Genomic DNA, 18,496 nt, shown 5'->3' on the forward strand with positions numbered 1-18,496 from the left:
CGCCGACCCCCTCAATCCACCCCACCCGAACCCCCCCCACCCCCCACACCCCCCCCCCCCCCCCCCCGCCCGCCCGCCCCCCCCCCCCGGGCCGCCCCCCCCCCCCCCCCCACGAGTCTGCGGACTATTCCTTGGATTCTTCTTCGCCTTCGCCTTCTGCGTCGCCTTCACCATCCTCATCGGACTGGTTGATGGCTTCGACGTCGCCGGCTTCGGTTTCTTCATCGGTTTCTTCGACAACTTCAGCCATCTTGCCGACGATGGTCGCGATGGTGAAGTCGCGGTCGGTAATGGTTGGCTCAGCGCCTTCCGGCAGCTTGATGTCGGAGATCTTGACGTTGTCGCCGACGTCGAGGCCTGCGAGATCAGCTTCCAGTGCTTCCGGAATGCTGTCCGCGCGCACGTTCAGTTCAACGGCGAACCGAACCACGTTGAGTGAGCCGCCGCGCTTCAGGCCAGGTGATTCCTCTTCGTTGAGGAAGTGAACCGGAACTTCCACGGAGATAACCTGGCTGGCGTTCACGCGGTAAAGGTCGACGTGAAGCGGCATGTCGGAGACAGGGTCGAGCTGGATCGCCTGCGGGATGACCAGCTGCTTCTTGCCGTCGTGGACGAGGTTGGCGGTCGAGGTCAGGAAGTGGCCGGAATTGATGCCCTTGATGACTTCGTTGAGCTTCAGGTTCACAGCGACCGGGTTTTCACCGCCGCCATAAAGAACGCCTGGCACCTTGCCATTGCGGCGGGCTTCGCGTGCGCCGCCCTTGCCCGTGCGCTCACGGATTTCGACGTTAAAACTAAGTGTATCAGCCATTTTTGCTTCCTTTCGTCCTGAAGTCCGCCGCCGGTCTGTTGCCGGTCAGTGACAGCCTGACAGGTACGGCCTCGCGCCGTCCTTTCTGAAGCTGGGGCCAATACACTAGCGGGCCTGCCTTCGCAACCAGCCAGCTGACAGGGGTTGACGTCATCACGTTACAGTTGTAACGACACTACAAATGTAACGTAAGGCCTGTCCATGTCGAAACCGAATTCCTCAGAACTTGTCATCCTGAAGCGCCTCTGGGCGAAGGGCCGCCAGACGGCGCGGGAAATCCATGAAGCGGTTGGACCCGAGCAAGGCTGGCAGCTTTCGACAACGCGTACCGTGATCAATCGGATGGAGGTCAAGGGTTGGGTAAAGCGCGAAGGTGAAGCACCCGACAATGCCGCATTCTATGCAGCCGTTCTGGACCGTGTGGAAACGCTTGGCGGAATGGTGCGCCAGCTTGCGCGCCAGGTGCTGGACCTGAAAGGACCTCTGCCTGCATCCCTTTTCGCTGATAGCCCTCACCTCTCGGCCGAAGAGCTCGACGAACTCGACGCCATCATAAATGCAGCCGAAGAGCGCGCCCACGACAAGGCAGGCGACAAGTCATGAGTGCGGTCTGGTTCATCTCCCTTTCGCTGGTCTGGACAGGTGGCCTCGCTGGCCTGGCCCGGTTGCTGACAGGTCAAGATGCTGGCGCCCGGTATGCGCAATTGGTCTGGCGCGGCGCGGCCTGCCTCTCGCTTGCGCCCTGGGTGATCCTCGGCGTGCTTTCCTTTCTGCCGAAACGGTTTCCTGAAGGCCTGCCGGAGATCGCCTATTTCTATCCGCTCACCGAGGCAGTTGAGACCGCGTCCACAGGACTTCGCTTTGCCATAGCGGGGCCGGACCGGGCCACTGCCGAGATGGCGCTGCTTGTCGTGCTGCTCGCAGGCTGGTGTGTGCGGGCCGGTCTTTCGCTTGCCGATCATATGCGGCTGCACCGACTGAAAGCTTCGTCGACCATGATGGAGATTAGCCCCGACACTGATGCGGGAGAGACGCCGCCTCTTCGCGTCATTCCTGCCGGGTCTCCTTTTATCGCAGGGTTCTTCAATCCCGCCATTTATATTCCCGAGGCGTTGAAGGTGGCTGAGGACCGGCGCCACGTTGTCATCCATGAATGTGTCCACCAAGAGCGCGGCGACCTGATCACGCGCCCCTTCGAAAGGCTCATCGCTGATATCTTCTGGTTCTCGCCCTTTGCATGGACGATGCGGCGTGAGCTCGACTTCTGGCGCGAGGCGGTCTGCGATGAGATTGCAGCTGAGCGAAGCGGCGACCCGATTGGCTATGCCCGGACGCTGGCCCGCGCGGCCCGATCCAGCGCGCCGGTCAGAAACCTTCCCGTTTCAAGTTTCATACTGCCCCCAAAAAGGAGCCTACCCATGCGACTGACCCGTATTCTCGACAGCCAACAGAAACGTCAGAGGCCCGTCCTCGCTTCAGCTGCAGCATTGCTTGCTCTGGCGGCTGCCCCGTTCGCCGTAGGGCAGGGGAGCGGGCTTGCCTCCAGCATCACCTACAGCCACCCGGTGCTTATGGAAGCAAACGCCAAGGTGACGAGCCAGTACGGCCTGCGCACTCACCCGGTCAGCGGCGAGGCGCTCATGCATAAGGGTACCGATATCAAGGGGCCGATGGGTACGCCGATCTATTCGCCTGCCGACGGAGAGATCGGGTTCTCTGGCTATAAGGACGGCTATGGCGAGATGATTGAGGTGATCTACGCAGATGGCTCAAAGCTCATCTATTGCCAGCTATCGGAGCGCCTGCTGGAGACGGGCGATACGGTTGGCGCTGGTGAGAGAGTTGGCTTGCTGGGCGCGAGCGGCAGGGCAACCGGGCCCCATCTTCACATCGAATACTGGCGGCCTGTAACTGACGCGGACGGGACGGTCGAGATGAAAAGCTTCGACCCGGCTTCTGTTGACGGGCTCGTTCTCTACAAGCCCTAGCCGTGAGCATCGTAAACAAAAATAGGCCCTGCCGGACTGGCAGGGCCTATTTTTGGGTTGGCGTGGCGGACGTCTAGCCCATCACATTGATGGCTTTGGCATTCACGAACTCTTTCATGCCGAAGCCGCCGTGCTCGCGGCCATAGCCAGAGTCTTTCACACCGCCAAAGGGCATGTTGGGCTGCGCAAGACCGAAGCCATTGATGAACACCATGCCGGTGTCAAAATACTTCTCGGCAAGTTCGATGCCCTTCTCACGATCCGTGGTGAAGATGCCGCCGCCGAGGCCAAACCGGCTGTCATTGGCAATGCGCATTGCATCTTCGGCATCCCTGGCACGGATGAGCGAGGCGACAGGGCCAAACAGCTCATCATCATAGGCAGGTTGGCCAGGTTCGACATTGTCGAGGACTGTCGCAGGATACCACCAGCCCTTCTGGTCAGGCTTCTCACCGCCGCAGAGGATCTTGGCACCGTTCTCCACGCTCTTCTCGACCTGCTCATGGAGGTCATCGCGAAGGTCTTCGCGGGCCATCGGGCCGATGTCGCCTTCATTCTTCGACGGATCGCCCATCTTCACATTCTTCATGGCCTCGACGAAGGCGTCACGGAACTTGTCATAGACGGCGTCGACGACGATGAAGCGCTTGGCGGCGACACATGTCTCGCCATTGTTGAAGACGCGGCCGGTGACGCACTGCTTGACGGCCTGTTCCATGTCGGCGTCTTCAAGCACGATGTAGGCGTCATTCGAGCCTAGCTCGAGAACGGTTTTCTTCAGCTGCTCACCAGCTTTTTTTGCGACGATCTTGCCGGCGCCTGAGCTGCCCGTCAGCGTCACACCGCGCACAAGCTTGTTCTCAATGACCTTGTCTGACTGGTCGTGGCTGATCCGGAGGACCGAGAAGAGGTTCGTTGGCAGGCCAGCATCCTCGAATATTTCCTGCAGCATCAGCGCCGAGCCGGTCACCGATTCAGCGTGCTTGAGGAGGACGCCATTACCGGCCATCAGGTTGGCGATAGCGTAGCGGATGACCTGGTAGGCCGGGAAATTCCAGGGCTGGATGCCGTAGATGACGCCGATTGGCGAATAGGCGATGACGCCCTTGTTGCCGTTTGGCAGCTCGCGTTCTTCGCTCTGCAATTCCTTCGGGCCGTTCTTTGCGGTCCAGTCACAGATGCCGACGCAGAGGTCGATCTCTGCCTCGCCCTGTTTGACGAGCTTGCCCATCTCGTCCGTCATCAGCTTGGAGAGCTCGGACTTTTTGGCCTTCAGGCCTTCGCCAATTTTCTTGATGATTTCGGCGCGCTTTTCCGGTGCTTCATGGCGCCAGTTCAGGAATGCTTCATGGCATTGTTCGATCGCGGTTTCATATTCGCGGTCGGTCATGAGGGGGTAGCGCTCGAGCTCTTCGCCCGTCGCCGGATTAATAGTCGTGAGCATGTCGCCCAGTCTCTGACTGTCAGCCATTTCTTGGCCCTTCCTACTTGCTGGATAAGTTATCTAACCAACACGAAGGAGAGACTGGCGTTCCTGCAAAGGCAGGCGGTGCGACATTAAAGATCAGTCGAAGAGTTTCGAGACACTCTCATTGTTCGCGATGCGGCGGATCGCTTCGCCGAGGAGCGGGGCCACGGAAAGGACGCGCAGGCTGTCGGACTGGAAGTCTTCCTCCGTCGGGCGGATCGTATCGCAGATCACGATCTCGTCCATGACGGAGCCTTCGATCCGCTTGACGGCATTGTTCGACAGCACGCCATGCGTGACATAGGCGCTGACGCCGACAGCGCCGGAGTCTTTCAGCGCAGCTGCCGCGTTCACAAGTGTGCCGCCGGAGTCGCAGATGTCATCGACCAGGATGCAGCGGCGGCCGGTCACGTCACCGATGATGTTCATGACTTCGGATTTACCCGCTTCCGGGCGGCGCTTGTCGACAATGGCAAGGTCGCAGCCGAGACGGTTCGCAAGGTTACGTGCGCGGACCACGCCGCCAACGTCAGGCGAGACGACCATGAGGTCAGCGCCATTATGCGTCATGCGGATATCATTCTCGATGACCGGCATGGCGACGAGGTTGTCAGTCGGCACATCGAAGAAGCCTTGGATCTGACCAGCATGAAGGTCCATGGTCAGAACGCGGTCGGCGCCTGCGGTCGAGATCAGGTTTGCGACCAGCTTGGCCGAAATCGGTGTGCGGCCGTCTGTTTTGCGATCCTGACGGGCATAGCCGAAATAGGGGATGACAGCCGTGATCCGCTCTGCCGACGCGCGGGCCAGCGCGTCGATGGCGATCAGCAGCTCCATGAGGTTGTCATTGGCTGGCTTCGATGTGGACTGGATCAGGAAGACGTCTTCGCCGCGGACATTTTCATTAATCCGGACAAAGATCTCATCATCGGCGAAATTCTTGATCTCCGCCTTGGAGAGAGGGCAGTCCAGATGGTCGGCAATTGCCTCGGCCAGGGGACGGTTTGCATTGCAGGTAATGAGTTTCATCGCGGGGCTGCCTTCCCTTGAGATCAGTTTCGGGTGCTTGTGACGCACGAGAGGCAGAGTCGCAAGAATAAGGGTGCAGGTTTTGGCCCGGCTTCGTCGCTAAGCTCAAATAATAGCTGCTTCAGTCTGAGCTTGTCGGAGGGCGAGGCCGTTGGCGGGGCTCCTCTACCCCTCCAGCATAATCACTGAGCCCTGACGGCCATAGTCAGGTTCGCCGAAGTGATTGCGGCGGCGATTGGAGAAGTACATGTCTTCCAGCTCGCACGTGTCGTGTCCGATAACCTCGACGAAAGCGAGGCCCGCCTTGACGAGGCGGTTCTTCACGAAGGTTTCGATATTGAAGTGGAAGCGGTCACCTTCGCCCGGATGGAACAGGTTGCCCGCCCATGGAGCGCCGCTGAGGATTTCATCGCGAAATTCCGGGCCGACCTCATAGCTCTTCTGGCCAATGCATGGCCCGACCGCGGCGTAGATGTCTTTGCGGTTCGCGCCGGTCTCTTCCATCTTTGCGATGGTCGCTTCGCAGATACCGGCAAGCGCGCCTTTCCAGCCAGCATGGCATGCGCCGATGACGCTCGCTTTCCTGTCAGCAAAGAGGACAGGCACACAGTCGGCGGTCAGGATGCAGAGCGCGATGCAGGGAAGGTTCGTGACCATGCCATCGGCCTGCGGGCGGTCCGGGCCCCAGGGCATCGTGGCCAGGATCGCGCGGTCAGAATGGACCTGATAGCAGGACAGCATGTGATCGACTTCGCGCGTGCCGATCAGATCTGAAACCAGACGCCTGTTGCGCATCACGGCTTTCGGTTTGTCCTCAGAGCCGATGCCGAGGTTTAGACTGTCATAGATGCCTTCGGACGTGCCTCCCTGACGACCAAAAAAGCCGTGCTTGATGCCGTTCATTCCGGCAAGCCGGGGCGCGAGGACGTGAGGGATGGTAGCCATTTAACTTACAATCGTGGATAGTCTGAAAAGAGGTGCTCAATGCTCGGTGAGGTAAGGAGCCTAGCAATGTTCCGAGTAGTCTGTGCTTTGATGTGTGCCGCCAGTGTGCCCTGCTTGGCAATGGCCCAGCACATGAACGGGCCTCCTGAAACGAACGCCGAATATTTCGATCCGGCCGATTTGCGTCCGGATGAAGAGGCCCCCCAACCCTTGCCCAACGAAAGTTGGGAGAAGTTCTTCGAACGGCTCGACAGTGAGGGATATCAAATACCTGAGGGTCTCCATCCCGCTGGAGTAGAGATTATCGGAGGAAGGTGGCGAAGATACGACGAACCCAGTCTTTATGATTATTCGCGAACGACGAGCGACGCAGACACTGAGATCTGGCGCCTGGGAGTTTGGACTTCCCTCGGCAACCCTCAAGGAGGCAACTATCGGCTTGCGCTTTCCGGGGTGGTTGTGTCGATGACCTACTTTTACGGTGATCAGCGTAAATCAGTCCACCAGCGCGTTTTGCAAGATGACGAATTGCAACGTTTGCGCTCGACGCTGGATTTAGGTCGTTTCCGGCATGCCAAAGACAAAGACTGCCAATCGTTTGGCCGTGACGGCACGACGGCGTTAGTCGAATACGCGTCCCAATCTGAATACGTGTTCCTCGATTGCTGGGGGCCAGATTCCGACTGGGTCCGCGAATTGATTGGCGAGATGCAAAGGCTCGCAGACTTATACGAGCTTAGGTAGCCCGCAGAATTCGTATCTTCTGCGCACCAAGCCTTAGCTCGGCTGATGTTCGGTTGTCGGCTCATGGCCAGTGGTGGCTTCCGGCTTTTCGCCGGTGCCGGATTTGCGGCCTGAGAAGCGCGATGTGATCCAGCCGGCGCGTTCTTCCATCTTCCGAAGTTCGCCGTCGAGCTTTGCCATGGTGCGAGACATGTCGGCGCTGTCTTCCTTGCGCCAGGCAATCTCTGCCTGCGCCAGCGCCCAGGCGATCGCCGTGGTGCGGATGGGTTTTGGAAAGTCGCCTGAGCCATCAAGGCCAGAGCAGGATAGCGCCCAGCTGGCAGTGGTGTGTCTGGCGGCGATGAGGTTCAGCAGGCGGGCAGGCTGGGTCTGGCGCCATTCGATCAGGGACAGCATCGCCTCGCGGTGCTCCTCCATCCTGTCGAAACGCATCATGATGACATCGAAAAGCCGCGTGCGCGGTGTCTCATCCTCGTTGGTGGAGCCTTCGCTCATCGCATCGTCGAGCCAGGCTTCGACAGCGTCGGAGATCTTCGCCTTGTCAGCGACGCCGTGAAAATCCTTCAGCGAAAGGCCAGCGCGCTCTGCGATTGCGCTTAGGGTGAGGTCGCGCCAGTCGATCGTCTTTGCGAGTTCGAGCGCGGCCTCAACGCCCTTGTTGAGTAGGTCCTTGCGCGCATCGCTCATGTGTCAGTCTCCTGAAAGCTCGCGGTCGCGCCGGATAGCTTCTGCGACCGCCTCCTTCATCAGAGATGGCATGGCCCCGTCGCGCATCAAGACGTCGAGCGCTGCCTTGGTGACACCGCCGGGCGAGGTAACGTTTTCACGCAGCGTGGATGGCGGCTCATCGCTGTCCATCATGAGTGCGCCTGCGCCCTGTACGGTTTTCTGGGCAAGACGGAGGGCAAGGGCCTCATCAAGTCCATGAGCGACACCAGCGGCGGCCATGACTTCGGCGAGCAGGAAAGCATAGGCCGGGCCACAACCGGAGAGGGCCGTCGCAGCCGAAATCTGGTTCTCGCCAAGCGGGCCTTCAACGGCGCCAAGAGGTGTCAGAAGTTCCTGCAGGTAGGCCGTATCGTCATCTGCTGCGCCTTCCGGCATACAAAGAAGGGTCATGCCTTCGCCAACAAGGCCGGGCGTGTTGGGCATGGCGCGAGCCACACGGGACGTGCCGAGCTTGTCGGCGAGTGATGACAGCGTGATGCCAGCCATAACCGACAGGACAAGCGTGTCCGGCCCGACCATGGTGCGAAGTTCATCGAGAATTTTCGGGAAAACCTGCGGCTTCACGGCGATGACAAGTGTGCTGGCCGTAGCTGATTCAGGATTAAGGCGGATCTTGCCGTCATTTTCCCAAGACCTGAGCAGGTCGGATGGCCTTGGCGTCAAAACGGCTATCGGGCCTGCATAGCCCGATTTGATCCAGCCGCCTGCGAGCGCGGAGCCCATGCGACCACCGCCGACAAGCGTAAGGCCCGGCTCAGGCCTCGCCATCGGTTTCGAACATCGCTGCGTCGATGGCCTCTTCTGGGGTCTTGCCGGCCCAGATGACAAAGTTGAAAGCAGGAACGAACATGTTCACCGCATCGGTGGCAGCTGCCATCACGGCGCGGATTTCGCCGGCTTCCGGTTCGACGCGGTCGAGTAGCGGCAGCGTATGGCGGAAAAGAAGGACGCTGTCTTCGATCCAATAGTCGAAATGACCGAGCCAGAGGCGCTCATTTGCCATCAGCACCAGCTTGGCGATGGCGTTCGAGCGGGCGGCGGTCGGCTTCAGGTCCAGCGTGATCGTGAAGTGGAGGGCAGGCGGCTCACGGCGCGATGCGATGAGCGCGCCCATCTCACCCCAACGTGTCTGGGCGATGCACTGAATGGCAGCGTCGTCTTCGCGCTGGTGTTCCCAGCCTGCGTGCTCCAGACACACTTCAACCATGTCGAGCGGGTCGCCATCCATATTATAGCTTTGTTCGAGATTGAGGCTCATCGGCGATTTCCTCCGAATCAGCGTGGCAGGCCGCCACTGGTCGAACGGTAACACGGGGCAGCGCCCCTGCAACCTGACTTCAAATTTCATTTGTGGAAGCCTTCGCAATCATTCGCACGCCTGAGGAGCCGTTTCAATTGGTGAGCACAGCTATACAGAATAGGCGTTGGGTTGCTCGATCTGTATGCGTTGCTGACCGATATGCAGGGTGGTAGACGGTTGAAATGTCGAGATTGCTCTGGATCAGACGTGCCGGAATGGCGGTCGCACTGCCTCTGGCCCTGATCGCGGGCTGCGGGCAGGCACATCAGGGCGATGTCATGGTCGCGGTCGCCACCAATTTCCTTGACACTGCGAAGGTGCTCGAAGCTGAGTTCGAGGCCGAAACTGCCCTTGAGGTCACTCTGTCGTCAGGATCGACCGGCCAGCTCTACTCGCAGATCGAGAATGGTGCGCCCTTCGATATCTTCCTCGCCGCCGACACGGATCGCCCTCGCCGACTTGTTGATGCAGGAAACGGTTTGGAGGGGACGCAGTTCACCTATGCGACCGGGCGCCTGGTCCTGTGGATGCCAGCGTCGCAGACGCCTGATTTCGATGGGGCGGACGAACTGCGGGACGGGAGCTATCGCGCGCTGGCGCTGGCCAATCCGGCGCTTGCACCGTATGGCGCAGCTGCCGAGGAGACGCTGGTTTCTCTCGATCTTGCGGATTCCCTGTCAGACCGGATCGTCTACGGTCAGAATATCGGCCAGGCCTATGCACTTGTCGCCAGCGGCAATGCGGAGATGGGCTTTGTGGCGGCGTCGCAACTGGTGAAAGGTGCTGCGGATGGGCAGGGCGGCGTCTGGGAAGTCCCCGGCGATCTCCACGCGCCGATCCGGCAGGATGTGGTCCTGATGCAGCGAGCGGCAGGCAATGAAGCCGCATTGCAATTCATCGCCTTCCTTCGAAGCGACAAGGCGCTCTCCATCATGCGCGACCATGGTTATGAGGAAGGCTGACCTGTGATGCCTGATCTTGGGCCGGTCCTGCTCAGCCTGCATCTCGCGGCGGTCACGACGGGTATCCTTCTCGTGATCGGCGTGCCGCTGGCCTATTGGCTTGCGACAACGCAGGCCCGTCTGAAGCCGGTGGTGGAGGCCGTGACGGCTCTGCCGCTTGTTCTGCCACCGACCGTGATCGGCTTTTACCTTCTGATCCTGATGAACCCGTCTGCGCCGCTCGGTGCGGCATGGGTCAGCCTGACGGGCGGGACACTCAGCTTTTCGTTTTCAGGGCTGGTGTTTGCGTCTGCCATCTATTCACTGCCCTTCATGGTGCAGCCGCTCCAATCAGCGTTTGAGGCCGTAGGGCGCGGCCCAATGGAGGCGGCGGCGACGCTGCGGGCGTCGAGGCTGGACGCCGTCTGGAATGTCCTGCTGCCGCAATCGGCGCGGGGCATCCTGACGGCCTGCGTGCTGACCTTTGCACATACGATCGGAGAGTTTGGTGTCGTGCTGATGGTGGGCGGCAACATCCCTGAGCGCACGCGGGTCATTTCCATCGCGATCTACGAGCATGTGGAGTCCGTTGAGTACGCCGAGGCGCATATCCTCTCTGCGGGCCTACTCGTGTTTTCCTTCGTGACGCTGGTCGGTGTCTATGCCCTGAACAGGAGCTACCGTCTCCGTGTCAGCTGATCGCCTCTCTCTCGACATTGCGCTTGCCCGTGAGACGTTCGGCCTGAAGGTGCGCGAAGACTTGGCGCTGGAAGGTGTGACGGCAGTGTTCGGGCCGAGCGGCAGCGGCAAGACGACCCTGTTGAGGGCAATTGCCGGACTGGAGACCGCGAGCGAGGGCCGTATCAGCTTTGGAGAGACTGTCTGGCAAGACCGCGCCGCGGGAGTTTACGTTGCAGCGCATCGGCGTGCCGTCGCTTATGTGTTTCAGGATGCGCGCCTCTTCAGTCACCTAGATGTGCAGGGCAATCTCGATTTTGCGGCGAAGCGGGCGCGCAAAGCGGGGCGGAGCCCGGACGTGGATGCAGCGATTGCTGCCTTCGGCATAGACGGACTGCTGGAGCGCCGCGCGGTGTCTCTATCCGGCGGCGAAAGCAGGCGAGTGGCACTGGCGCGGGCGGTTCTTTCGTGTCCTGACCTCATGTTGCTTGATGAGCCGTTGACTGGCCTCGACAGGGCTGCACGTCGGGACATCCTGCCATTTCTCAAAAGCCTGCCAGAGCACTCCGGCTGCCCCGTCCTCTATGTCAGCCATGACCTGGAAGAAGTGGCGGCGCTGGCATCGGCGATCGTCGTGATGGAGGCCGGGCGGGTGCTGGCGAACGGCCCTGTCGGCGAGATAGGCAGGAGCCTTGATCTTGGGCCGCTCTCCGAAGGTGCCGGGCCTGCGTCCTTGATCGAAGCGACAGTTACCCGGATTGATACCGATAGCGGTCTGATGGCGCTGGAGGCGGGTGGCGAAACCCTTCTCCTGCCCACTGCGCCGGGGGCGCGTGAGGCTGAAAAACTCCGGCTTTTCATCGATGCGCGCGATGTCGCGATCGCCGTGGAGCGCCCGGGGCCGATGTCTATCCGGAATGTTCTACCTGCCCGCGTTGGCCGTATTGTCTCAAGTGATGCGGCAGCCGACGCGCTCGTCGATCTCACGATTGGCAGTGAGCTGATCCGCGCGCAGATCACGCGCCATGCCCTGTCAGAGCTGAAGCTTGAAACCGGCCAGCAGGTGTTCGCCCTGATGAAGAGCGTCCGCCTGGCCGGTGATTTTCGCTAAAAAGCTACTTCTTTTCGAGTGCTTCGACGCGTGCTTCGAGCGCCTCGACTTTCTCAAGTGCGCTGATCGCGATAGCCCGGAGGGCTTCGACTTCGTCACGCTCGACGAGGTCCATGTCGGCGATAAATTCGCGCACACGCGACTGAACGGCGGTGCGCGCTTCTTCGCCTGCAGAGCGGGCTGCGCCCATGGCGCCTGTCATGAGGCCTGCGAGGTCATCAAGCAGTGGATTTGTATTGGCCATGCGGTTACTCCTTGCCGCGACTAAGGGGAGAGACTAGCCGGTATCGGTCTACAGATAGGCGACGCCGCGCGACGGGAAAAGGCAGCCAATGCACGCACTCTATACAGCAGCGCTCAGTTTTCCGGAGTTCAATCCGGCGCTCGTCGAAATCGGCAGCTTTCCGATCCGCTGGTATGCCCTCGCCTACATTGCGGGTCTCGTCATTGGTTGGCGCTATGCCGTGATGCTTGTGAAGCGCGAACGCCTCTGGGGCGGCGCGAGCCCGGCAACGCCAGACGATATCGATGATATCCTGTTCTATGTGACGCTGGGCGTCATCCTTGGCGGGCGCATTGGCTACATCCTCTTCTATCAGCTGCCCTTCCAGTTCGAGACGGTGCAGCGTGATCCGTGGAGCCTGCTGCGCATCTGGGAAGGTGGCATGTCCTTCCATGGCGGCCTGCTCGGTGTTGCAATTGCCATTCTGATTTCGGCCAAGATGCGCGGCGTGAAGCTGCTGCCACTTGCCGACATTGCAGGCGCGGTCGCGCCAATAGGCATTTTCTTCGGGCGCTGTGCGAACTTCATCAATGCTGAGCTGTATGGCCGCCATACCAATGCGTCGGTCGGCATGGTCTTCCCGGAAGCAAATACGGGCGGGACGCCATCAGCCTATGACTGGCAGTCCGATGAGTGGATCTATTGCCGCGACCAGAACCCGGCTTTCCGACTGTGCGAGCCAGAAATGCCGCGCCATCCAAGCCAGCTCTACGAGGCCGTCCTTGAGGGTTTGCTGCCGTTTCTTGTCATCTCATTCCTCATCTGGAAATTCGATCTCCTGAAGCGGCGCGGCCTCGCGGCTGGCATGTTCCTGCTCTTTTACGCGGCTGGCCGATCGATTTCCGAACAGTTCCGTGAGCCTGATAGCTTCACCATGGGCGTGCTGCCTGACTTCATCACGATGGGACAGTTGCTGTCGCTGCCCATGTGGATCGGCGGGGCATATCTGGTCTGGCACGGCCTCAGCAAACCACCGGCCGGCGCCGCGAGGGCATGACGGGACTGAAGGCAAAGCTGAAGACGCTGATCGAGGCAGGCGGGCCGCTGCCAGTGTCCGCCTATATGAATACCTGCCTGCATGACCCGGAATTTGGCTATTACGCCACGCGTCCAGGCATAGGCCGCGACTTCATTACCGCGCCAGAGATCAGCCAGGTTTTCGGTGAACTGCTTGGCCTGTGGAGCTTGCATGAATGGCAGGCGCTTGGCGGGCCAGATCCGTTCGACCTGATTGAGGTCGGCGCGGGCCGCGGCACGATGATGGACGACATGATGCGGGCGATCGCCAGCGTCGGCGGGGGTGAGCGTTTTCGCCTGTCTATCAGCGAGGCAAGCCCGGTCTATGCGGCCGCCCAGAAAGCGAGACTCTCTGAGTTTCATCCCGACTTCCTTGGCGCGTTCGAGACGCTGGGCGAGCGGCCTTTCCTGCTGGTTGCGAATGAGTGGCTGGACTGCCTGCCTGCGCGCCAGTTTGTGCAGGGCGGGGAAGGCTGGCTGGAGCGTGTCGTTGGCCTGACCGATGAGGGCGATCTCACTTTTGGCCTTGCAACGGACAATGTGGAGAAACTGTCGGGAGAGCCAGCAGACGGCCAGACCTCCATCGAAGTGCAACCGGCGCTGGATACACTCTGCGAGACACTGGCGAACGCGTTTGTCCGCGCGCCGGGACGGGCGCTGCTGATCGATTACGGGCCTGCAGGCAATGCGCCCGGCGATACGCTGCGTGCCTTCAAGAATGGGGCGCAGGTCGGGCCTCTGGACATGCCAGGCGAAAGCGACCTCACCGTCGATGTCGATTTTGCGCGATTGGCGCGTCTGGCAGAGAAGCGCGGACTTAAAGTGTCTGGCCCGGTTGAGCAGGGGCCGTTCCTTATGGCGCTGGGCGCAGAAGCGCGCATGCAGGCGCTTATCAAGGCCAATCCAGACCGCGCCGAGCAGATCTACGAAGGCGTGAAGCGGCTCGTCGATCCAGACGAGCTGGGCAGCCGGTTCAAGGTGATATGCCTCAGCGCGCCGGGCATGCCACCGCCAGCAGGTTTCTAGGCAGGTAGGCGCAGGCGCACGCGCAGGCCGCCAAGCGGACTTTCTTCAAGCCGGATATCGCCGCCATGCTGGCGGGCCGTGTCACGCGCGATGGAAAGGCCTAGGCCGGTGCCGGGCACATTCTGGTTCCGTGAGTCATCTAGGCGGTGGAAAGGCTTGAAGGCTTCTTCGCGCTTGTCTTCCGGGATGCCGGGGCCGTCATCATCGACAATCAGTTCGACCATGTGTGGACCTTCGATGACTTCCACTTCCACCTTGTCGGCAAAGCCTTGCGCGTTTGAGATAAGATTAGAGACGGCACGGCGGATCAGGCCCTGCCGCGCGATGATCGTGACAGGTGCTGTGGCGCGGATATGGGTTTGTCCGCCAAGGGCGGAAATGATTTCGGCGACCAGCTCATCGAACCGGAATGTGGCAGACTGTTCGCCCTCCTTGCCGCTTGCGAAAGCGAGGTATTCGTCCAGCATGACCGACATTTCCTGAAGGTCCTGACGGGCCTCCCTGATTTCCTGCGTATCGTCCATCATCGCGAGCTGAAGCTTCAGCCTTGTTAGCGGCGTGCGCAGGTCATGGCTGATGCCGGCTAGCATAGTCGTGCGCTCTTCCGCAAAGGTCGTAAGGCGTGTGCGCATATCCATCACAGCGCGGGCGGCGTCGCGGATTTCGGTTGCGCCGGAGGGGCGGTAATTGCCGGCATCCCGGCCCCGGCCATACGCCTTTGCCGCTTCGGTCAGCTTCAGGATGGAGCGGACCTGGTTGCGCAGGAAGCCGAGGGCGAGTGCGATGAGGATGCCTGTCGCGCCGATGACCCAGACGATGAAGATGTGGCCGGTTGTCGAAAAGGTCCTGTCGCGCTCGGCGAGAAAGCGTAGCACGTCGTCGCCGTCCTGGACACGGATCTCCACGGTCTCGCCATAGCCGGATATGTCGAACCAGAAGGGCTGCTCCAGAGAGACTTCCAGTTCACGCGACAGGATATCGTCGAGCGCCGAGAAGAAGAGCTCTTTCTGCTCTGTAGGGAGTTCTGCATTCTCGAGCACCACGACATCGAGCTGCATGGCTTGGCGGGCGTCATCGCGCAGCATGTCGAACTGGCCGGGATACCGGCCCCGAAGACCGACCATGAATTCGATTTCGCTCGCCATGGTCTGGCTCAGCTTACGGGAGGTGTGTCTCCAGTGACTGTCATAGAATATGTAGGTCACGGCGCTCAGCAACAGGATCACCGGAAGGATCACCATCAGCACCGATCGCGGATAGAGCCCGCGCGGGGTGAAATCTCTAAGGCGGAGGCGAACGAGGCGGGGCATCAGCTGCAAGCCTTAGTGGCAAGCGGTGGTTTGGCAAAGCGGCAGTTTTCCGCGCTTCAGTCGGGCATGAGTCGGTAGCCAATGCCGCGTACCGTCTGGATATGAATCGGCTGGCGGGGATCTGGTTCGATCTTGCGGCGAAGGCGCGTCACCTGGACATCGATAGAGCGCTCCGTGCTGTTCGGTGACTTGGAGGCCAGTTCCTCGCGGCTCACGGCCTCTCCAGCTTTGGCAGCAAGCATTGAGAGGAGATGAAGCTCCGCCTCAGTCAGGCGGACACGGCGTGCGCCGGAGGTGAGTTCCTGATGCTTGGCGTTGAAGACGAGGCCCGACATCTCGATTTCTTCAGGCGGCGGCTCAACATGCGTGCGCCGCAGTATGGCATTGATGCGAAGTAACAGTTCTTCCGGTTCGAAAGGCTTGGAAAGATAGTCGTCGGCACCTGCTTTCAGCCCTTCGATCCGGTCGCCAGTCTCTCCCTTTGCGGTGAGAAGTAGAACCGGAACGCTCTGTCCTGCACTGCGGAGGCTGGCAAGCAGTTCAAGCCCTGTCTCACCGGGCATCATGATGTCGAGGATGGCAAGATCGAAATCGAAAGTCGTCATCAGCTTGCGCGCGCTGGCGGCATCGGCGGCTGCCGTGACCCTCAATCCGTTGCGGACAAGATACTTCTTGAGCAGGTCGCGGATGCGATTGTCGTCATCAACCACCAGAATGTGTTGTGCGTCACTCATTGGGTAAGGGCCTCCAGGACCGCGCGGGTGCCGGACACGGCATTTGCGCCAGCGTCTCGGTAAGCATCGCGCAGGGCAGAGCGTAACTTGTCCACAAGTGGGCGCAGCATCTGTTCTCCCTCATCCGACAGGGTCAGACGCCGACGCCGGGCATCGCGCCCACCTTGCGTCTTCACCACCAGGTTCTTCCGGTCGAGCTCTCCGAGAATCCGGGCAATTGTTGGCGTCGTTGCTCCCATTTTGTCACGCAATTCGCTGACCGTCAGGCCAGGTTCAAAGCGGATCGTCATCAGCAGCCGTAGCCCCGACGCATTAAGGCCAGTCTGACGCTGCGCCTTGCGGGTGATGTCGCTGATAATGCGCTCTGTGGCGAGCAGTAGCGCGATACCATTATCGAGCTCTTCCTCCCTGAGAAAAAGCCGCGGATCGACACGAGCGCTTTCGCCTGTCTTCTGGTTGACTTCAGATGCCACAGTCTGAGAATGGAGCCTCTTTCGAGTATAAGTTCAAGCAAGGACAAGAAATAATGGCCGACGCCTCCACACCGTATCACGACCGCGATGGATACATCTGGATGGACGGCGAATTCGTACCTTGGCGCGAGACGACAATTCATGTCCTGACCCACGGCCTGCACTATGCGTCGTCCGTGTTTGAAGGTGAGCGTGCGTATGGCGGGCGTATCTTCGAATCGCGTCGTCACACCGAACGTCTTCACCGGTCCGCGAACATCCTCGGCTTCGAGCTGCCCTACACGGTCGATGAGATCGAGAAGGCCAAGCATGAAACGCTGGCAAAGTCGGGTCTTGAAAACGCTTATGTGCGCGCCTTTGCCTGGCGCGGCTCCGAAATGATGGGCGTCTCGGCGCAGAACAACAAGATCCACGTCGCGATCGCGGTCTGGCACTGGGGCGATTATTTCGCTGACAAGATGAAGGGCATTGCTATGACGCATGCCCAATGGCGCCGCCCTGATCCGAAGACCGCCCCGTGCGAAGCAAAGGCCGCCGGCCTCTACATGATCTGTACCCTGTCCAAGCATGCTGCCGAGAAGGACGGCTTTGCAGACGCCCTTATGCTCGATTATCGCGGCCATGTGGCAGAGGCGACAGGCGCAAACATCTTCTTCCTGCAGGACGGCGCTCTGCATACGCCGACCCCGGATTGCTTCCTCAACGGGATCACGCGCCAGACAGCCATCAAGCTGGCCAAGGCGCGCCAGATCGAGATTGTCGAGCGAACGATCATGCCGGATGAGCTGAAGAACTTCTCCGAATGCTTCATCACAGGTACGGCCGCTGAGATTACGCCAGTCCGTCAGATCGGTGATGTGAACTACAAGCCTGGCAGCGTCACCGAAGGCCTGGTCAACGACTATTCCGATCTTGTGAACGGCAAGATCAAGATGCCAGCCTAGGCAGAATTGCCTGTTGGTGCGTCTGAAGCTTCAAGGCGCACCAGCACGGCGCTCGCATCGTCCTCCTGTTTTACCCTCGGTGCAGCTGTGCGACCGGGGTCGCCCGCTTCGAGGCGGCGTAGTTCCTCGTAGAGAAGGCCTAGACCGTTCCTCAGCGCCGCATCGATCAGCGTATCGGGCGTGTAAGCCTCGAAATGATCAATGAGCCGCGCAAACCCGTCTGTCATCAGCAGGAGGTCTGCCGGGCTGCGCAGGCAGAGCGTGCGTTCCTGAATATGACTTGCGGCTTCCGGAGCGATCGAGAACACCCAGTAGCCATCAGGCTTGTTCATGCGGCTGCGCTGTTCCTGGAGAAAGGCACGAAGCTCGCTTTTGGCCGCTTCGCTCTCATCGCCGTGGAAGGCGGCAAAGCGGTCCAGCATATGCGCGTCGCCGCCCCGTGAGAGATCTCCAATAATGTGTAGAAGCCCGCTGGATTCACGCACAATCGCGCTGCAGTCGCCGAGGCCCGAAAAGCGGATATGCACCCGGTGCCCGCTCTGCTCCCATCCGCAGTAGAGCGCAGCAGCCGAGGGGATCGCATATTCGGGTATGTGAGACTGAGACGTCTGCAGAAGATAGTCATCGCGAACACGGCCAACGATACGTCTCAAAGCCACGCGGATGGGTTCTGAGTTCTGCGGCAGGCCGGCAAAGTGGGTATCGAGTTGGGCGGCTAGCCAGGCGGCATCACTGCTGGCGCCACTGACATAGGTCTGGTCGCTCACACCTGTTGCCCCGTCTATAACCCAGGCGTGTCCACATGAGGCAGCCACCGCGCCATTGGCGCGGTCGTCGTTCGGCGAGGTGCCGCCTGCACGGGAAAGCGAGTGGATGCGGTCGGGGGCCACCATATTTCGCGTATGACGCGATTCTTCGACACATTTACGTCTGCGACGTGAAGGTTTTCTGTCAGGGGTCGCCTT

General features: G+C 60.4%; 21 protein-coding genes. 9 read left to right on the top strand and 12 right to left on the bottom strand.

Going from position 1 to position 18,496, the window contains the following annotated elements:
* Positions 1–124: 124 nt before the first annotated feature.
* A complete protein-coding gene (locus O4G74_RS14160; protein ID WP_269403215.1) occupies positions 125–811 on the bottom strand; it encodes a 50S ribosomal protein L25/general stress protein Ctc in 687 nt (228 codons plus the stop codon).
* A 201-nt stretch (positions 812–1,012) separates the two neighbouring features.
* Between O4G74_RS14160 and O4G74_RS14165 the strand changes: the two genes are divergently transcribed.
* Together O4G74_RS14165 and O4G74_RS14170 are read left to right on the top strand one after the other, a co-directional pair.
* Positions 1,013–1,414 (top strand): BlaI/MecI/CopY family transcriptional regulator, encoded by a 402-nt coding sequence (locus O4G74_RS14165; protein WP_269403216.1) that lies wholly within the window; start codon positions 1,013–1,015, stop codon positions 1,412–1,414.
* Positions 1,411–2,799, top strand: coding sequence for a M23/M56 family metallopeptidase (locus tag O4G74_RS14170; protein ID WP_269403217.1), 1,389 nt, complete (start codon positions 1,411–1,413; stop codon positions 2,797–2,799). The genes O4G74_RS14165 and O4G74_RS14170 overlap by 4 nt, the downstream gene beginning before the upstream one ends.
* Positions 2,800–2,872: 73 nt before the next feature.
* Here the strand turns inward: O4G74_RS14170 and O4G74_RS14175 are convergent, their stop codons facing one another.
* From O4G74_RS14175 to pgeF, 3 genes are all read right to left on the bottom strand, one after another.
* A complete protein-coding gene (locus tag O4G74_RS14175) occupies positions 2,873–4,270 on the bottom strand; it encodes an NAD-dependent succinate-semialdehyde dehydrogenase (protein ID WP_269403218.1) in 1,398 nt (465 codons plus the stop codon).
* Positions 4,271–4,363: 93 nt separating this feature from the next.
* A complete protein-coding gene (locus tag O4G74_RS14180) occupies positions 4,364–5,296 on the bottom strand; it encodes a ribose-phosphate pyrophosphokinase (RefSeq protein ID WP_119378646.1) in 933 nt (310 codons plus the stop codon).
* A 165-nt stretch (positions 5,297–5,461) separates the two neighbouring features.
* Positions 5,462–6,241 carry a peptidoglycan editing factor PgeF gene (pgeF, locus tag O4G74_RS14185; protein WP_269403219.1) on the bottom strand — a complete coding sequence of 260 codons (780 nt, stop codon included), beginning with the start codon at positions 6,239–6,241 and terminating at the stop codon, positions 5,462–5,464.
* A gap of 66 nt (positions 6,242–6,307) precedes the next feature.
* Between pgeF and O4G74_RS14190 the strand changes: the two genes are divergently transcribed.
* Positions 6,308–6,985 carry a hypothetical protein gene (locus O4G74_RS14190; protein WP_269403220.1) on the top strand — a complete coding sequence of 226 codons (678 nt, stop codon included), beginning with the start codon at positions 6,308–6,310 and terminating at the stop codon, positions 6,983–6,985.
* A gap of 33 nt (positions 6,986–7,018) precedes the next feature.
* Here O4G74_RS14190 and O4G74_RS14195 read toward each other — a convergent pair whose 3' ends face one another.
* The 3 genes from O4G74_RS14195 to O4G74_RS14205 are packed head-to-tail and all read right to left on the bottom strand — an operon-like array spanning position 7,019 to position 8,972.
* A complete protein-coding gene (locus tag O4G74_RS14195; RefSeq protein WP_269403221.1) occupies positions 7,019–7,672 on the bottom strand; it encodes a TetR/AcrR family transcriptional regulator in 654 nt (217 codons plus the stop codon).
* 3 nt (positions 7,673–7,675) lie between these two features.
* Positions 7,676–8,482 carry a pyrroline-5-carboxylate reductase gene (proC, locus tag O4G74_RS14200; RefSeq protein ID WP_269403222.1) on the bottom strand — a complete coding sequence of 269 codons (807 nt, stop codon included), beginning with the start codon at positions 8,480–8,482 and terminating at the stop codon, positions 7,676–7,678.
* Entirely contained in the window at positions 8,469–8,972 is a 504-nt protein-coding gene (locus O4G74_RS14205; protein WP_269403223.1) for a YbjN domain-containing protein, read from the bottom strand. Before O4G74_RS14205 ends, proC begins: the two co-directional genes overlap by 14 nt.
* 257 nt (positions 8,973–9,229) lie before the next feature.
* On the opposite strand from O4G74_RS14205, the gene modA reads away from it, so the two are divergent.
* From modA to modC, 3 genes are read left to right on the top strand one after another with little or no spacing between them, the layout of a single operon-like run.
* Positions 9,230–9,976: a molybdate ABC transporter substrate-binding protein gene (gene modA, locus O4G74_RS14210; RefSeq protein WP_269403224.1), complete on the top strand. Its 747-nt coding sequence runs from the start codon at positions 9,230–9,232 to the stop codon at positions 9,974–9,976.
* 6 nt (positions 9,977–9,982) lie between these two features.
* Positions 9,983–10,654 (top strand): molybdate ABC transporter permease subunit, encoded by a 672-nt coding sequence (modB, locus tag O4G74_RS14215; RefSeq protein WP_269403225.1) that lies wholly within the window; start codon positions 9,983–9,985, stop codon positions 10,652–10,654.
* Complete coding sequence (gene modC, locus O4G74_RS14220) at positions 10,644–11,744, top strand: molybdenum ABC transporter ATP-binding protein (protein WP_269403226.1); 1,101 nt, start codon at positions 10,644–10,646, stop codon at positions 11,742–11,744. The genes modB and modC overlap by 11 nt, the downstream gene beginning before the upstream one ends.
* A 4-nt stretch (positions 11,745–11,748) precedes the next feature.
* On the opposite strand, the gene O4G74_RS14225 is transcribed toward modC, so the two are convergent.
* The gene (locus O4G74_RS14225; protein WP_119454977.1) at positions 11,749–11,988 is read right to left on the bottom strand and encodes an accessory factor UbiK family protein; all 240 of its coding nucleotides are present in this window, start codon (positions 11,986–11,988) and stop codon (positions 11,749–11,751) included.
* Positions 11,989–12,076: 88 nt separating this feature from the next.
* On the opposite strand from O4G74_RS14225, the gene lgt reads away from it, so the two are divergent.
* Entirely contained in the window at positions 12,077–13,024 is a 948-nt protein-coding gene (gene lgt / locus O4G74_RS14230) for a prolipoprotein diacylglyceryl transferase (RefSeq protein WP_269403227.1), read from the top strand.
* Positions 13,021–14,070 (top strand): class I SAM-dependent methyltransferase, encoded by a 1,050-nt coding sequence (locus O4G74_RS14235; RefSeq protein WP_269403228.1) that lies wholly within the window; start codon positions 13,021–13,023, stop codon positions 14,068–14,070. Before lgt ends, O4G74_RS14235 begins: the two co-directional genes overlap by 4 nt.
* On the opposite strand, the gene O4G74_RS14240 is transcribed toward O4G74_RS14235, so the two are convergent.
* From O4G74_RS14240 to O4G74_RS14250, 3 genes are read right to left on the bottom strand one after another with little or no spacing between them, the layout of a single operon-like run.
* Complete coding sequence (locus O4G74_RS14240) at positions 14,067–15,380, bottom strand: sensor histidine kinase (protein WP_269403229.1); 1,314 nt, start codon at positions 15,378–15,380, stop codon at positions 14,067–14,069. The genes O4G74_RS14235 and O4G74_RS14240 overlap by 4 nt on opposite strands.
* A 56-nt stretch (positions 15,381–15,436) precedes the next feature.
* Positions 15,437–16,114: a response regulator gene (locus tag O4G74_RS14245; protein WP_269403230.1), complete on the bottom strand. Its 678-nt coding sequence runs from the start codon at positions 16,112–16,114 to the stop codon at positions 15,437–15,439.
* Complete coding sequence (locus O4G74_RS14250; RefSeq protein WP_269403231.1) at positions 16,111–16,587, bottom strand: MarR family winged helix-turn-helix transcriptional regulator; 477 nt, start codon at positions 16,585–16,587, stop codon at positions 16,111–16,113. Before O4G74_RS14250 ends, O4G74_RS14245 begins: the two co-directional genes overlap by 4 nt.
* Before the next feature lie 53 nt (positions 16,588–16,640).
* Here O4G74_RS14250 and O4G74_RS14255 point away from each other — a divergent pair, with 53 nt between their 5' ends.
* A complete protein-coding gene (locus O4G74_RS14255) occupies positions 16,641–17,531 on the top strand; it encodes a branched-chain amino acid aminotransferase (RefSeq protein ID WP_269403232.1) in 891 nt (296 codons plus the stop codon).
* On the opposite strand, the gene O4G74_RS14260 is transcribed toward O4G74_RS14255, so the two are convergent.
* Complete coding sequence (locus tag O4G74_RS14260; protein ID WP_269403233.1) at positions 17,528–18,424, bottom strand: protein phosphatase 2C domain-containing protein; 897 nt, start codon at positions 18,422–18,424, stop codon at positions 17,528–17,530. The genes O4G74_RS14255 and O4G74_RS14260 overlap by 4 nt on opposite strands.
* Positions 18,425–18,496 lie beyond the last annotated feature (72 nt).

Origin of the sequence: Henriciella marina, assembly GCF_027213945.1 — a bacterium.
Lineage (GTDB): Bacteria > Pseudomonadota > Alphaproteobacteria > Caulobacterales > Hyphomonadaceae > Henriciella > Henriciella marina_A.

Excerpts from the sequence above, each read along its gene's own strand:
- O4G74_RS14160 (WP_269403215.1), bottom strand. The coding sequence starts at position 811 with ATGGCTGATACACTTAGTTTTAACGTCGAAATCCGTGAGCGCACGGGC.
- O4G74_RS14165 (WP_269403216.1), top strand. The coding sequence starts at position 1,013 with ATGTCGAAACCGAATTCCTCAGAACTTGTCATCCTGAAGCGCCTCTGG.
- O4G74_RS14170 (WP_269403217.1), top strand. The coding sequence starts at position 1,411 with ATGAGTGCGGTCTGGTTCATCTCCCTTTCGCTGGTCTGGACAGGTGGC.
- O4G74_RS14175 (WP_269403218.1), bottom strand. The coding sequence starts at position 4,270 with ATGGCTGACAGTCAGAGACTGGGCGACATGCTCACGACTATTAATCCG.
- O4G74_RS14180 (WP_119378646.1), bottom strand. The coding sequence starts at position 5,296 with ATGAAACTCATTACCTGCAATGCAAACCGTCCCCTGGCCGAGGCAATT.
- pgeF (WP_269403219.1), bottom strand. The coding sequence starts at position 6,241 with ATGGCTACCATCCCTCACGTCCTCGCGCCCCGGCTTGCCGGAATGAAC.
- O4G74_RS14190 (WP_269403220.1), top strand. The coding sequence starts at position 6,308 with ATGTTCCGAGTAGTCTGTGCTTTGATGTGTGCCGCCAGTGTGCCCTGC.
- O4G74_RS14195 (WP_269403221.1), bottom strand. The coding sequence starts at position 7,672 with ATGAGCGATGCGCGCAAGGACCTACTCAACAAGGGCGTTGAGGCCGCG.
- proC (WP_269403222.1), bottom strand. The coding sequence starts at position 8,482 with ATGGCGAGGCCTGAGCCGGGCCTTACGCTTGTCGGCGGTGGTCGCATG.
- O4G74_RS14205 (WP_269403223.1), bottom strand. The coding sequence starts at position 8,972 with ATGAGCCTCAATCTCGAACAAAGCTATAATATGGATGGCGACCCGCTC.
- modA (WP_269403224.1), top strand. The coding sequence starts at position 9,230 with ATGGCGGTCGCACTGCCTCTGGCCCTGATCGCGGGCTGCGGGCAGGCA.
- modB (WP_269403225.1), top strand. The coding sequence starts at position 9,983 with ATGCCTGATCTTGGGCCGGTCCTGCTCAGCCTGCATCTCGCGGCGGTC.
- O4G74_RS14225 (WP_119454977.1), bottom strand. The coding sequence starts at position 11,988 with ATGGCCAATACAAATCCACTGCTTGATGACCTCGCAGGCCTCATGACA.
- lgt (WP_269403227.1), top strand. The coding sequence starts at position 12,077 with ATGCACGCACTCTATACAGCAGCGCTCAGTTTTCCGGAGTTCAATCCG.
- O4G74_RS14235 (WP_269403228.1), top strand. The coding sequence starts at position 13,021 with ATGACGGGACTGAAGGCAAAGCTGAAGACGCTGATCGAGGCAGGCGGG.
- O4G74_RS14240 (WP_269403229.1), bottom strand. The coding sequence starts at position 15,380 with ATGCCCCGCCTCGTTCGCCTCCGCCTTAGAGATTTCACCCCGCGCGGG.
- O4G74_RS14245 (WP_269403230.1), bottom strand. The coding sequence starts at position 16,114 with ATGAGTGACGCACAACACATTCTGGTGGTTGATGACGACAATCGCATC.
- O4G74_RS14255 (WP_269403232.1), top strand. The coding sequence starts at position 16,641 with ATGGCCGACGCCTCCACACCGTATCACGACCGCGATGGATACATCTGG.
- O4G74_RS14260 (WP_269403233.1), bottom strand. The coding sequence starts at position 18,424 with ATGGTGGCCCCCGACCGCATCCACTCGCTTTCCCGTGCAGGCGGCACC.